Below are 13,824 nucleotides of genomic sequence, written 5' to 3' on the forward strand. Positions count from 1 at the left end.
CCCCCGCTTATCTACCTACATATACATTGCCGTCCATAATCCGCCTTGCCGTCCGGGACATTGCCGCCCGCGTCAATACTAAGTTACTTTCCCGTTTTTCGGTTGCAACCTCAACTTCAATAATACCGGCCGGATGGCCAAACTTGATAACCGGTTTATTACTAGCGCTGGCAAGTTCATTAACAACCGTGCCGGGAATCTTGGCCGCTACGCCCGTACAAATCGTACCGGTCCCGGCGTAGGTTTTATGCATAACCTGCATAAACATTAACCGGGAAACAAAATCCATTTCCGCCGCTTTGATAATCTGACCGGTGGTAAAATCCTGGTAATCCGTTGCCGGGCTGACAAAAGCCAGCATGGGAAAAGCCGGAATACGTTGTAAGGCATCCTCAAGATTTTTAGCCATGCCAATTTTTACCGCCGCCGTGCCGCGGATTTTTTCCAGCAAATTAAGCATATCCGGCCGGCTGCCCAGTTCCTTCGGCGTCTCGATTCCGGTCAGGCCGATGTCTTTCGCCCTTACAAAAATAACAACATTAGCCGCGTCAACGATACTGGCAACCACTTGGCCAAACCCCTCTACCACAAGCACGTCCGTACTATTGCCGGTGGGCAGCAATTTACCGGTAACCGCGCCGGCGGTATCGGAATAGTCAAGCATAATCTTTGCTCCTGTTCCCGGCACACCGGCAATCACGTGCTCGCCGGTTACCGCAGCCTTGCCCGCCACCGTTGGTACCTCGGCGACAATAATTTTACCGGTATTGGTATTGTGGATGCGAACCCTGGTAACGCCTTCCGTGGCAGTAACCAGACCTTCATCAATGGCGAACGGACCTACCCCGGCGGAAATATTGCCGCAGTTTCCACTGTAATCAATATATTTGGCAGTAATGCTGACCTGGCCAAAGGTATAATCGACATCCGCATCCGGACGGGAAGGCGGGCCGATAATGGCGCATTTGCTGGTAAGCGGGTCAGCGCCGCCCAATCCGTCAATTTGCCGGACATCAGGACTGCCAAAAATTTTACAAATTAAGTCATCCCGTTCACAGTTATTCTTTGGCAAATCGGCGGCTTTCAGATAGATGCCTTTGCTGGTGCCGCCCCGTAAAATTACACATGGTACTTTCATCGTCTGACCCATTATTTATCTGCCTCCTCAACATGTTCTTGCACCCATTGAACAACGTCAGCCGGATCCGTTCCGGGACCAAAATAGGCATCCACCCCCAGGAAATCGGTACCTTCCTGCTTAATTTTCTGTTCTACCGCCTCATGTTCTTCCTCTTTTTCAGCAATTCGTCCGCCGGAAATTAAGGCGGTCTCTTTTCTTATACCAAGCTGTTCCATTCTGGCATTAACCCGTGGATAAAGCGCCGTTCCCAAGCCAAGCAAGTTTGTCACACCGATAACCTGGGCTTTGGCTTCCGCGGCAACTTCCGCCACTGTTTCCGGCAAATTCATGCCTCTTAGATAAATCACTTCGAAACCGGCCTTTGCCAACGCTTCGCGAATCGTATTTATGCCAACTACATGGGCGTCAGCCCCAACTGTTGCTAATACAATCTTGGACTTTTTGCTCACTTGTACCGGCTTGTCAACCTCTACCGGCTCGGTTGTAAACGTAAGATAGGTTTCGTCGATACTGTTTGGGCCATAACCGGGCACATACCGGCGAATGCCATCTTTGTCCCGGTGAGTACGCACGCCGCGTTTAAGATCCCAGCCACCGGCCCGCGGTGCATCCATTATGCCATTTTTGCCTGCGGAAACAATGAGGCCAATCAGCTCGTCAGCAGCGTAGTTACGCCAAAAATCCGGTGTAATATCTTGGGGGGCCAGCATTCCATCCCGCTGCAATACAGCAGATAGCACCGCCATTGCCTCGGTAATGATTGTTTCTTTCCGCGCATCGATAGCAGGATGCTGGATATCAATACTGGCTGTATTAGTAAACACATTGTGAGAAGCCCAAATGGCCTTGGCCATGGAAGCACCTGTCGGTATACCAACAGACTCCGCTGCTTTCGGGCGGTAGAAATTAGCACCGCCTAAGCGCGCACTGATCGCCATACGGGCAAAATGCGCCTGCTCGGCTACAAGATCTGCCGGCGGATTTTGGAATGTTTCCGGAACGACGACCAACGAACCGCTCCACATAGTTTCTTTAAAAGCCCGCATCACCGCAAGATCGGCCAACAGATTAATACCGGCAACATTCATCTGTAAGGCGCTCAGTTCTTTGGGCAAGCCGGCCAAAACTGCCAATCCTTCCGACAATAGGCACATGGCCAAAGCCATACCGTCTGTCCCGCCGATATTATTCAAATGTTTATGGGAATCGGTCTGGACAAAGATATTGTTTTCCGCACAAATTTGCAGCGCCCGGTAACCATTAAGAACTTTTGTTTTATAATCGTGAATTCCCCGTCCGCCAAAATGGACGTGAATTACCGGACCGATATCTGTACCGTCAAAGCCGGCAATCAGAGCATTAATAATCGATAAATGCGGTGTATCGCCGGTAGCGTTGATCCTCATCGGATGTTTGCTGCCGCCGCCCAATTGTACCAATTTTCGTTCCCCTGCAGGCGTAATGCCGCCTTTACCGCGCGACTGCTCAATGAGTTCTTCCCCGTCAAGCGGGTCGATGTGGCGGGTAGCTTCCGAATGGACAAAATGGAAGATCGTCTCGCCGAACTGTTCGGCTCCCTCGTACATAGCCAACGATTCTTTATAGGTTTCCTCTGCGGAATTACGGCCAAGAATGGGGTTCATTACGGGAATACCTGTCTGCGCCGCCTTTTGCGCCAACTCCCAAATCCGATAACCGCTGCGTTCTACGCCGGCTACAATCCGCGGGTAGGCTAAAGGCAGACCGGTTACATCGCCGCTTTTAGTCACCTGCGGCATAGGTACCTGAAAAACTTTCTCATAGGCACGCACGCGTTCTTGATCGGCAATAATAATTTCTTTTGTTTTTTTCTGCATTTGTTCTACTCCTCCCGTTCTTGTTGCAATTGCTGTCTAACCTTCGGTATCAGCCCCCCGGCCTGTAAGATAGCCAGCACATTATCACCCGGACGCTGTCCCCTGATAACGGTTTTATCAGGCAAGGTAACTTCACCGGCCGCAAGATCTACAATAATTTCGTCACCATTCTTTACCTTGCCGATAATGTCAGCAGCCATGATTGGGAGTCCTATATTTATTGAATTGCGGCGAAAAATCCTGGCAAATGACCGGGCGATAATCGCCCCGACCCCTGCCGCTTGCAGTGCCACCGGTGCCTGTTCACGGCTGGAACCCGCCCCAAAGTTGTTTCCGGCAATAATAATGTCACCGGCGTTTACTCGGCTGGCAAAATCGGGAATAGCACTGCCGGCAAGAGCGTGAAACTTAAGTTGTTCTTGCGGATAAGCCATAGCATAACCAGGCAGTATCTGGTCAGTATCAATGTTATCCCCCAAGCACCATACGCGCCCGCAAACAGTCAGCTTACCATCCATACTCATTCACCCCCTAATGGTACTGCCGTACCAGGAACAACTATTTGACCGCAAACAGCTGCTTCGGCAGCAGCACGGGGTGATGCCAAATAAAGCTTGGCTTCTTTGGCACCCATCCGTCCGGGAAAATTGCGATTCGTGGTGGCAACAACGACATCGTCGGCGGTAACAATCCCCATATGCCCACCATAGCAAGGGCCGCAGCCCGGATTCATCACCGTTACTCCCGCGGCCCGCATAATGCGTGTCAATCCTTCTTTTTCCATAGTTTCAGCTACCTTATTGGAAGCCGGCAGCACAATACAGGTAACTTGCGGATGTACCTTGGCCCGGCTAAAAACCTTGGCCGCGGCCCGCATATCGCTTATCCGTCCGTTAGTGCAACTGCCGATGACTACCTGATTGACCGCCGTATGCAAAGCTTTGGCAATCGGTTTAACATTTCCCGGCGAAGATGGGCAGGCCATAACCGGTACCAGCTTATTTACTTCGATAAGATGACATTCCCTTACTGAACCTACCTCATCATTTTCCGAAAAATAACTGAGCATGGCCCCCATTTCTATTGCCATATTGCTAATTGTCATTTTTTCCTCAATGTCAGCCTGTTTTACCCAGCTGCCGGCAAAGATGATACCCTGGTCAGTAAAGCCGTCCGTACCAAACTTGCCAATAAGATACAGGATAATATCTTTGGCATAAACGCCCGGCGATGTCTCGCCTTCCAGCCGTATCAACTGAACCGGCGGCACTTCGATATCAAGCGTGCCGGTAGCCATGGCGGCTGCTATTTCCGTCGAACCAACGCCAAATGCCAGGACTCCATAGGCACCTGCAGTACAAGTATGCGAATCCGCCCCGATCAGCACTGCTCCCCTGGTTAAACCGCCTTGTTCGGCTATTAGCTGGTGAATAACACCTTCGCCCTTACCGTAGCAGCGTACATGATACTTATCGGCAAAGGCCAGTAACTGGCGATGATTTTGACGCGCGGGGATAGAAGGGGCCGGGAAAATATGATCAATTACCAGCATAACTTTTTTCTCATCAAATACCTTATCTACGCCAATTTTCTCAAATTGACTAATAGCCATTGGCGCTGTAACATCGTGGGCGGCGGCCAAGTCGATATGAATGGTAATATCCTGGCCTACCTGTACAGTGTCCACACCGGCCGCCCGTGCTAAATGCCTTTCAATTTCATTCAATGCTCCCACCCCTTCTAGTCGACAACGTCAATATTAAGTTTCCGGGCTATCGACTTAGCTTCGTCAATAGAACAGGAAGCGCTGCGCAGAACCAACCTGCCGCCGCCCCGGTTCAAAGCCTCCACAAAAGCATCCTTTTCACTGGCAAAAACAGTAATGCGCTGCAGTTGATATTCCTTAACCTCACTGATTTCGATCTTGAGCTTCCGCTCTTTAACCTTATCCATAATACACCGATATAAATTGGCATTGTCCGTTCCGGCACCGTATATTGCCGCCATAAGGATTCCCGGCACGTTTATACCGCGGCGGGCAAATAATTCCGGGTACAGTTCAATCTTTACACCGGTAATTTCTCCTTTAACCAGTTCATGCGCTATACGCGCCGTATTGGTTGGCGAGCCTACCGCCTGGCTGCTGCCGCCGACAACGGCATCGCCGAACGGCTTCACTATGGAATTGGCCTTTAAAGCTAAATCTTGCGCTTCTGCCGTAGCTTCGGCAATGGTTGCTTTTATTTGGGCTGCTTCCTTAGCCTTTACTTGCTCTGAAACATAATCCTCAACAGACTCATTTGTTCTGAAGAAAGGCTCCATATATTTAATAACAACCGGAACTATATATTTTGCGGATTCGGGATGTACCGCTACCGCCATAGATACCATGACGTCCACTGGTACATTTACAGGTATCGATGTTTTTACCGCCAGTTTTGCTGCCAAGTTGCCATTCAAAATTGCGCCGCCAATGTGCGTTGCACATAAACCGGCAACCATAACCCTTGGTGTGCAGGGGACCGCTACTGTCGGCGATAATGCCAGGACGATTGCTTTGCCAACCTGTTCGGGGGTGCCGCCAAACATCTCGGCCATCACGCCTGCCGTAGCCGCCGAACCGGCGCCAAACCCCTCCAGGTTGCAACCGGTACTAGTTTTGCCTACCCGGAAAATGGTCCCTATTTTTAGCATAAGTGCTGTTAAACAAGCTACCGTTTCTCGACTATCTATGGTTTCAAGCATCGCCCGGACCAACCCGGAATAAGGGCAAGAATCGCCGGTACCGGCGCACGGCTGCAGACCTACACAATGATTTCCCACCTGCGCTGCCAGGGTATAGCTGAGCGCTCTGTTGATAAAGGGATCCTCATTTAATTTGATATCCCCTTCGGCAAGCTCTTGCCCTACCCGCCCGAGAAGAAAACTATCACCCCGCGTAGCACCTACCTCGACAGCATACAGGTTATGGCTGAATACAGACATGATTGCTGACAATACTTCTTCTCTGGTCATTTTGTTCACTACAACTGCCTCAGCAATGACAACCTCACTAACACGCATATTGAGTTCACTGGCTAAGTCAATACATTGTCCAAGAGTAAACCCGCCGAGCGGATAACCTTTTTGCCGGGCTAAATTGATCAATTTCTCCATATTGCAGCCTCCTAACTTCGCTAGTACTTTGCAAAACCGTTTGCTGCGCTTGATTGCAGATGAAGAATCAAGCGCACCCCGGGTTCGTATGCCTAGTCTGGCGCCTACTTCTTTTCCCTTACTTTAATTCCGGCCAATTCTTCATTGATGGTGATAACCGCCGCTATGTCTTTTTGCCCAAGCCCTTTTGCCCTGGCGGTTTCATAGATTTGCTGGGCAAAATTAGCCATTCCCAGCGGGATGCCCAATTCCTTCGCGGTTTGTACGGCCATCTCCAGATCTTTGTACTGAAGATTAATGGTAAATCCCGGCTCAAAATTGCCTTTAAGTACAAAATTGGGCAATTTTGCTGCCAATGCATAACTGCGGCCCGAACTGCTGCCGATAATTTCAAGCAGCACTTCCGGGTCAAGCCCCGCTTTTACACCCAGCGTCATCGCTTCCGCGACTGCTGCCATATTTACACCTAACAGCAAATTGTTAACAAGTTTAACGGCATCACCCGACCCTACCGGTCCGGCGTGATAAACCTTTTTACCAATTGCCTGCAACACCGGTTGGCATTGATCAATAACCCTTTTGTCGCCACCGACCATAATTGTAAGGGTACCGGCGGCAGCACCGGCTACGCCGCCGCTTACCGGTGCGTCAAGATACCCCACACCTTTGGCGGCTGCCAGTGCAGCCATCTTTTTCGTATGACCCGGCGTAACACTGCTCAGGTCAATAAAGACTTGTCCCGGATGACTTCCTGCCAACAGCCCCTCTTTACCACTGACCACTTCTTCAACGATCGTACTATTGGGCAGTGAAATCATAACCATATCACTATTCTGTGCTACCTGCCGCGGTCCAGCAGCAGCTATTGCGCCTTGCTCCTTCATAGCTTCAACAGCGGCGGCGCCTATATCATATACAGTTAAAGAATAGCCTGCTTGTAAGATGTTACTGGCCATTGGCCGGCCCATCGCGCCCAGTCCGACAAATCCAACTTTTAGCATAAGGTACCCCCATCAAATAGAAATAAGTACATGAATCAGCGCAGCCCGTCTTCACATTTAGCTTCTTCTTTTTTCAAGCCGCCAACGCGTGCCAGCGGACGTCCACCGCTTGTAACAACAACAGCCAAGGCAATTTCATTAGCACGCGGCCCATCCGCAACCCTAACCTCCATGGCATCAAAATGGCTGCGCACAAAAGCAGCGTCTTTATAGCCAAGCGGCACATCAAGAGCGGTACCAACACCACCGACTTTTTTAGCGGAAGGGATAAGTGCTTTGCCGCCGCCAATATTGTCCCGCATGGGTTTGCCAAGTTTGGGATGCATTAAAGCTGCAGCATGTTCCAACTCACCATTTTCACCAACAATTACGCCTTTACCGTAACTTTCAACTTCGTTCGGAGCAATCCCCAGGGCAGCGACAGCTTTCTTAGTAAGCATGTCACCAAGCTCAACACTGGCGTCGATAAGCGGGGTGAGATCTTCAACATATTTGCCGGCAAACGGATTTTCAAAAACAGCAACTGCGGCTGCCTTGCGTAATGGTTTTGGCAAAGGTTGAGCCATTTCCGTTTTTACTTCTTCCACAATCGTTACGATCTTGCGAATTTTCATTGTAAAACCTCCAATTAGTTTATTAAATTTATGGTTTTGCATTTCCGTACTGTTTTTAGCTATTTTACAGTACCGTTACCTTACGCTCGGCCGGAGGTGTGTTACGGCTTTTAGCAAACATAATTTTTCCATCAATCAGTACCATCGAGATTCCCAGCAGGTCACCCGCTTCGAGCGCCTCAAGCGCATTACCGCCGACTGAGCCCATCGGCTTATCGGCAATAACCAAATCTGCTTCTTTGCCTACGGCAATCAGGCCGGTATTCAAACCAAAAGTCTTAGCGGTATTGCCGGTTGCCATGGCGATTGCCTGTACTGCCGGAATTCCGGATACACCCGCAATCTGAGCGATATTTCTGACGATGCCAAGGGGAATAACCCCTGTTCCGGAAGGCGCATCATTGCCAAAAATCACGCGGTTTAATTGTTTTTTCGCAGCAAGCTTTTTCACCACCATATCGGCAATCTTGCTATTACCGCATTGAACAATTTCCAGCGTTAGATTGGTTTCGTTGATAAGTTTATCAATTTCCGCGGGAGAAATAGCGGTAGGTCCGCCATTTACGTGGGAAACAACATCCGGGTTAACTTTCATTACGTCATCTGCTGTTACGGTCGAACTTCCCGGAATAGAAGTTCCCCCGGTATGCATGGCAACTTTCATGCCGTGCTTCTGAGCTAATTTAACCATCGGCGCAGCTTCTGCCGGTTTTTTAACTGCTCCCAGGCCAACTTCGCCTACAAGCCATACACCGGCTGCCGCCATTTCCACAAAATCCGCTTCCGTGAGCCCTTTTTCCAGGATAACAGCCCCCCCATGCAACTTGACTCCGGCCGGTCTTGCGTTAGCAAACGATTTATGGGCCAAAATGGCTAAAGCCTTTACCCCCGCCGGATCTTTTGGCCTGCCGGGAGTATGACATTCGCCGGCTGAAATCATGCTTGTCACGCCGCCATGTAATGCACTGCCGATATAATCGAGCATGTTTTGACGGGGTGTAAAATCACCAATAACCGGGTGAACATGAGAGTCAATAAACCCCGGCATTACTGCCATACCGCCAACATCAATTTTCTTAACGTCTTTTTCACCGTTAACCTGATCCAGCAGCGTTTTATCGCCAATTGCCGCAATTTTACCATCTTGAATAAGAATGGTATCTCCTTTTAAAATGGGATTATTGATGTCCCCTGATACAAGGATACCAATGTTGGTTACTACGGTTGCCATGAAACATCACTCCTTTTATGTTTGGGAAAGCATACACTTTCCTTGCGAATTTAGGTCCAGTTCTCCATATTGACCTGTCATTCTATACTTAAGCATTTTTCATGCCAAGTAATAGCGCAATAGACGATTACCGTTTTTTCAATATGCCAAACAGGCTAAAATCGAAGTTTTTGTAAGTAAAAAAATTTTGCTTACCATTGCTTTCATTGCCAGCCACATTGCAAAAAAATCTGCAATGTTTTCATAATTGAAAAGGATTCTTTTCAATTATGAAAGATAGTATCGCTTTTGTTATATTTCTGTAACAAAACATCGTAAATTACCGTAAAAGTATTTCAATTTTGCAATAATTTGAGTTTTTTCTGTCGGTATGCGCAGGTATAGGGTATATCTAAAAATAAACATTATTTTATACCATAAAATCCTGCCTGCATACAAGAAACCCACAAAATCTCGACAGTCGAAAAGCCGGCTGCCTGTAAAATATTGATATGGTCTTGAATAGTAATGGGAAAAATCTCAATTCCATAGCGACTTATATGCTTTTCTACGGCAGCAGCATTTTTTCCACTTAACAACTGAGCATTTTTCCAACGTTCAAGACCTATTTGTATTCCTTGCTTGCTTATTGGTCTAATTGTTTCAAAGGTAACGTAAACACCGCCTCGCTTCAGCAGCTTATAACAATTGTTTGTTGCCTTGATCCGCAGCTCATCCTGCAAATAATGATGAGACATAATAGCGGTCACAACATCAAAGCTATCTGGGCAGCATAACTCTTCACTGCCTGCCGGCATATATGTGATCTCATAATTCGCCAACTTTTCTTTGGCCATACTTAGCATACTTTCGGCCGGGTCTGCGGCTACAATTTTCATTTTCCCGAAACATTCAATCGCTTGTAAAACAAGGGTTCCTGTTCCACAACCGCTATCCAGCCAGGCTTGCGGTTTAGGCACAACTGTTTTAACTAAATCAAGAGTTTCCGTGTGAAACAAATGATACCGCGGCAACGTTTTGTGGACGTTTGCGTCATACTCATTTGCTGCCTGAGAAGTCTTATTGTCTCGCATATATAATCTACCCCTTATCAGTTGACTCCGCCGGCCATTTATCGGCCATCAGCTGCATTACTTTCCCGCCGCCGGCATGATTATTATCAACTATTCAACTTATTCTTTTCTTCATTGCAAACTTTGTCCCCGCGTTTCCCTGCCCAAAATAGCGACTGCCAGGCAGGCAATGATAAATGCACCGGCAACAATGGCGATTGCGCCGGTAACGCCAACAGCAGTAAGGGCATAGCCGATGACTAGCGGAGCCAGCATGGAACCCAGTCGCGAACAAGTCGCTGCCATGCTTGTTCCTGTTACTCTTATACCGGTAGGATAAAGCTCCGGTGTATACGTATAAGTTATCCCCCATACTCCTGACACAAAAAAGGACGTGATTACTCCTAACAGTACAACCTGGCCAATTTCTAAAGCACCATACCCCAATGCCCAGCCGAACAAGACGGTAGCGATGCCGGCAAACAGCAGGTTAACGGTCAGCAAACGTTTTCTCCCATATTTATCCATGCCGTAAGCGCATAAAATTTGATTGGGTATATAAGCAAACTGCATGATAACCACATACAGGAACGACTTGACCATACTATGCCCCGCTTTAACCAATAATGAGGGTAACCAGGCAAAAAGCCCGTAATAGCCGAACATTCCCAAAAACCACAAAGCCCAGAGCATCACTGTCGTTTGCCAGTATCTTTGCGAAAACAACGTTCCCAGCGAACTTTTTCCTGCTATCGAAACTGCCGCCATATCGGCTTCCGTTACCGGCGGGACCGTATTCGTTTTCGCGACCTCAGTTTCAATCTGCTCAACAATTTCCAAAGCTTCTTTGTCTCGTCCCTGCAGGGCAAGCCAGCGGGGAGATTCGGGCAAGTGCCGGCGAACAATCCAAATATATAACGCCGGTACAGCTCCGGCAACAAAGGCCCAGCGCCAACCTTCCTGAACGCCCGGAATAATAAAATAGGAAAGAGCGGCGGCGACCAGCCAGCCAACTGCCCAGAAGGTATTGATTAATCCCTGAACTTTTCCCCTGTCCCCCTTGGGAATAAATTCTCCCATCAGCGCAGTAACAACCGGAGTTTCTCCACCAAGTCCCAAACCAACTAAAAACCGAAAACAAATTAGTGATGTAAAATCCCAAGCCAAGGCACAGGCTAAGGAGGCAACCGAAAATATCAACATTGTCCATTGGAAAACCGCTTTTCGCCCAAAACGGTCTGCCGCCGGACCTGAGATAAAAGCGCCAGCCATCATGCCAAACAATCCCGAGCTAAGTAAAACTCCGACTTGAGCGGGGCTTAAATGCCAAGCCTGAATCAAGGCGGTGGCGATAAAAGTTATCAGACCAACATCAAAGGCGTCAAACGCCCAGGCAAAGCCATTTATGGTTAGTAACTTATAATGAAATCTGGAAAGTGGCAGCCTATCAAGTTTTGCCGCTACTGTAACCGGTGTTCCAAAATTGTTCATAATAACACCTCAATCAAGTTTTTACTGAGTTGAATCTCTGTAGAATCCTAAACTGCCCAATAGACCCGATGTACTCATTGATTACCAATCATCAGCTACCTATATGAAGCTCATAAAGAATCACTCCTCTTGTATTTTTAGAAAAACTGTTCGCCTCCTCATAAATTGTCAAGTCTGCTTACCCTAGGGACTAAGCATTTATCATGCCAATAACCCAGAAAAAATTTTTATAAACTTATAATAAACAGCTAGCTTACAGCAGGAAAATTGTAAAAAAGACCTGGCTTGTACCAAGTCTCGCCGGGTGCCGGCAGAAGCCCCAGGGATTCTTACTTATTATCAGAAAGATTTTATATTTGCTGATAATATAAAAAAAATAGCGGCGCCGCTAATCCGTATTAGCAAGTGCACCGCCAAAAAATTGTAAACTTTTCAATATTGAAATTATTCTTTTCAAATCTGAAAACCACATCACTAAATTTGCTATTTTTGTCTAAAAAACCTGTCCTTTTACAGGATAATCATTTCAATCCTGCAATCCCAAATCTTTCATTCGCCGCCAAAGTGTCGTTATACTGACTCCCAGGCGTTTGGCGGCTTGGGTACGATTGCCGTTTTCCTCCTGCAGAACACCTGTAATAATTTGCTTTTCGGCATTTCTCAACGCTATCCGCAAATTCACATCCGCCCTTTTAGCGGTAGTGGGATTAGTAAAATATTGAGTAGAATGAAATTGCGAGGGAAGCAGGCTGACAGTTAACGCTTTATCACCGACTCTTGCCATATTCAGCGCGCTTTCAATACAATTTTGCAATTCCCTGACATTTCCGGGCCATCTATAACAACAAAATATATCAGCTACCTCCGGAGAAATTTTAGCAATATATTTCCCCAAAACTTGATTGTACTTTTTCATAAAATACTTAGCCAATAAAATAACGTCTTTAGCCCGGTCCCGCAACGGCGGGATTCTTAACTCGACAACATTGATACGGTAAAACAAATCCTCGCGAAAGGTTTTTTCCTCAATAAGGCGGCGCAAATTTTTATTTGTTGCACAAATAATACGAACATCAATAGGAATTGATTTCGTGCTGCCAATACGCGTAACCTCGCGTTCCTGAATAACACGCAGCAGTTTTACCTGCAGATCGAGATTCATTTCACTGATTTCGTCCAGGAAAACCGTTCCATGATTTGCACCCTCAAAAATCCCCGGACTGCCACCTTTTTTAGCACCGGTAAACGAACCCTCAACATAGCCAAATAAATTTCCCTCAATTAACGAGGCGGGCAGAGCACTACAGTTAATGGCCACAAATGGCTGATCGCGGCGATCGCTGACGTTGTGAATGGCTTGAGCGAACAATTCCTTACCCGTGCCGGTTTCACCATGAATAAGTACGGAGGAGATATTCTGAGCAATGTACCTTGCCATGTTTTTACAGCGTCTGATACTGTCACTTTCGCCGATGATATCATCGAAAGTGTAACGGGCATATTGATATTTTTTCATTTCGTCAACAAGCTTGTGCTTTTGTGAAACGAATACCTCATTATTAAAACCCAATCCATATGCTTTCGTAATAGGAATACGTACCGCCATCGCTCCCGGCACAGATATGGATGCGCCAATTATGGGGGTTTGCGTTGCCATAGCTTCATAAGCACTTTCACTGACTTTTCCATTAAACTTATTCTTATGTACGCCATTATGATCTACACTGTCTAATCTGCGCCCAAGCTTATCAAACAAGACGGCTTCGCCGCCTGCGACCCGGGCAATTAACGGCAGGGCATTGGATAAGGATTCCAGTAATTTCTTATCCCTTTCCACACGTTCAATATTACTGCAGGCAATAACATATTCGCCAATAGCTACTGCCCATGCTTCAGCCTCCTTAATAAACTGTGACTCACCACAAACAGGCAGCTCCATTTGCGCGGCTTTAAGGGCAAGATCATAAACTTGCCCAATACAATTTGCTTCTTCCTTCCCAGTCGAATCCACAGTTTTTAATCTATGGCCATTCGCATCGGTTATCGTCGCGAATCCTCCGGAAATGCGGGCAATGACAGGCAACATGGCAAATAAATGTTGTAATAAATCCTGGCTTTTCATTCAGCGTTTCCTCCCCATCGATTATGGCAAAAAACTCTTTATGCTTCTAAACGTAAAGTATCTATCTGCATATTAATTTACTTAATATTTTAACATAATTTAAAATTTTCCATATCTTTGGTGTAAAATCCTGCCACATAACAATTTATATCAGAATAAA

General features: G+C 47.2%; 11 protein-coding genes. All 11 read right to left on the reverse strand.

The annotated features are described in order from the left end of the window. Positions 1 to 7: 7 nt before the first annotated feature. The 11 genes from BLR65_RS02075 to BLR65_RS02125 all read right to left on the reverse strand — a co-directional run bounded on the left by BLR65_RS02075 (position 8) and on the right by BLR65_RS02125 (position 13,664). Positions 8 to 1,150, reverse strand: a complete 1,143-nt coding sequence (locus tag BLR65_RS02075) for a 2-methylaconitate cis-trans isomerase PrpF family protein (RefSeq protein ID WP_093791930.1) — start codon at positions 1,148 to 1,150, stop codon at positions 8 to 10. After that, complete coding sequence (locus tag BLR65_RS02080; RefSeq protein WP_093791931.1) at positions 1,150 to 2,997, reverse strand: cobalamin-dependent protein; 1,848 nt, start codon at positions 2,995 to 2,997, stop codon at positions 1,150 to 1,152. The genes BLR65_RS02075 and BLR65_RS02080 overlap by 1 nt, the downstream gene beginning before the upstream one ends. Before the next feature lie 5 nt (positions 2,998 to 3,002). Then, complete coding sequence (locus tag BLR65_RS02085; protein ID WP_211285135.1) at positions 3,003 to 3,515, reverse strand: LeuD/DmdB family oxidoreductase small subunit; 513 nt, start codon at positions 3,513 to 3,515, stop codon at positions 3,003 to 3,005. A gap of 2 nt (positions 3,516 to 3,517) precedes the next feature. Continuing rightward, positions 3,518 to 4,723 (reverse strand): 3-isopropylmalate dehydratase large subunit, encoded by a 1,206-nt coding sequence (locus BLR65_RS02090; RefSeq protein WP_093791935.1) that lies wholly within the window; start codon positions 4,721 to 4,723, stop codon positions 3,518 to 3,520. 14 nt (positions 4,724 to 4,737) lie between these two features. Beyond that, positions 4,738 to 6,153 (reverse strand): serine dehydratase alpha family protein, encoded by a 1,416-nt coding sequence (locus tag BLR65_RS02095; RefSeq protein ID WP_093791937.1) that lies wholly within the window; start codon positions 6,151 to 6,153, stop codon positions 4,738 to 4,740. Positions 6,154 to 6,257: 104 nt separating this feature from the next. After that, complete coding sequence (locus tag BLR65_RS02100) at positions 6,258 to 7,154, reverse strand: NAD(P)-dependent oxidoreductase (RefSeq protein ID WP_093791939.1); 897 nt, start codon at positions 7,152 to 7,154, stop codon at positions 6,258 to 6,260. A gap of 35 nt (positions 7,155 to 7,189) precedes the next feature. Beyond that, positions 7,190 to 7,768, reverse strand: coding sequence for an amino acid synthesis family protein (locus tag BLR65_RS02105; protein ID WP_093791941.1), 579 nt, complete (start codon positions 7,766 to 7,768; stop codon positions 7,190 to 7,192). A 64-nt stretch (positions 7,769 to 7,832) separates the two neighbouring features. Continuing rightward, positions 7,833 to 8,999: an amidohydrolase family protein gene (locus BLR65_RS02110; protein ID WP_093791943.1), complete on the reverse strand. Its 1,167-nt coding sequence runs from the start codon at positions 8,997 to 8,999 to the stop codon at positions 7,833 to 7,835. Between the two features lie 404 nt (positions 9,000 to 9,403). Continuing rightward, on the reverse strand, positions 9,404 to 10,072 hold the full coding sequence (locus tag BLR65_RS02115) for a class I SAM-dependent methyltransferase (protein WP_093791945.1): 669 nt from the start codon (positions 10,070 to 10,072) through the stop codon (positions 9,404 to 9,406). A gap of 111 nt (positions 10,073 to 10,183) precedes the next feature. Beyond that, positions 10,184 to 11,542 (reverse strand): MFS transporter, encoded by a 1,359-nt coding sequence (locus BLR65_RS02120; RefSeq protein ID WP_093791947.1) that lies wholly within the window; start codon positions 11,540 to 11,542, stop codon positions 10,184 to 10,186. 526 nt (positions 11,543 to 12,068) lie between these two features. Beyond that, complete coding sequence (locus BLR65_RS02125) at positions 12,069 to 13,664, reverse strand: sigma-54 interaction domain-containing protein (protein WP_093791949.1); 1,596 nt, start codon at positions 13,662 to 13,664, stop codon at positions 12,069 to 12,071. Between the last annotated feature and the right edge of the window lie 160 nt (positions 13,665 to 13,824).

The organism is Sporomusa acidovorans (genome assembly GCF_900101845.1).
GTDB lineage: Bacteria > Bacillota > Negativicutes > Sporomusales > Sporomusaceae > Sporomusa > Sporomusa acidovorans.

What these genes read in the sequence shown, in the direction of transcription:
- BLR65_RS02080 (WP_093791931.1), bottom strand. Translation starts at nt 2,997, where the DNA reads ATGCAGAAAAAAACAAAAGAAATTATTATTGCCGATCAAGAACGCGTG.
- BLR65_RS02075 (WP_093791930.1), bottom strand. Translation starts at nt 1,150, where the DNA reads ATGGGTCAGACGATGAAAGTACCATGTGTAATTTTACGGGGCGGCACC.
- BLR65_RS02120 (WP_093791947.1), bottom strand. Translation starts at nt 11,542, where the DNA reads ATGAACAATTTTGGAACACCGGTTACAGTAGCGGCAAAACTTGATAGG.
- BLR65_RS02110 (WP_093791943.1), bottom strand. Translation starts at nt 8,999, where the DNA reads ATGGCAACCGTAGTAACCAACATTGGTATCCTTGTATCAGGGGACATC.
- BLR65_RS02095 (WP_093791937.1), bottom strand. Translation starts at nt 6,153, where the DNA reads ATGGAGAAATTGATCAATTTAGCCCGGCAAAAAGGTTATCCGCTCGGC.
- BLR65_RS02085 (WP_211285135.1), bottom strand. Translation starts at nt 3,515, where the DNA reads ATGGATGGTAAGCTGACTGTTTGCGGGCGCGTATGGTGCTTGGGGGAT.
- BLR65_RS02115 (WP_093791945.1), bottom strand. Translation starts at nt 10,072, where the DNA reads ATGCGAGACAATAAGACTTCTCAGGCAGCAAATGAGTATGACGCAAAC.
- BLR65_RS02100 (WP_093791939.1), bottom strand. Translation starts at nt 7,154, where the DNA reads ATGCTAAAAGTTGGATTTGTCGGACTGGGCGCGATGGGCCGGCCAATG.
- BLR65_RS02105 (WP_093791941.1), bottom strand. Translation starts at nt 7,768, where the DNA reads ATGAAAATTCGCAAGATCGTAACGATTGTGGAAGAAGTAAAAACGGAA.
- BLR65_RS02125 (WP_093791949.1), bottom strand. Translation starts at nt 13,664, where the DNA reads ATGAAAAGCCAGGATTTATTACAACATTTATTTGCCATGTTGCCTGTC.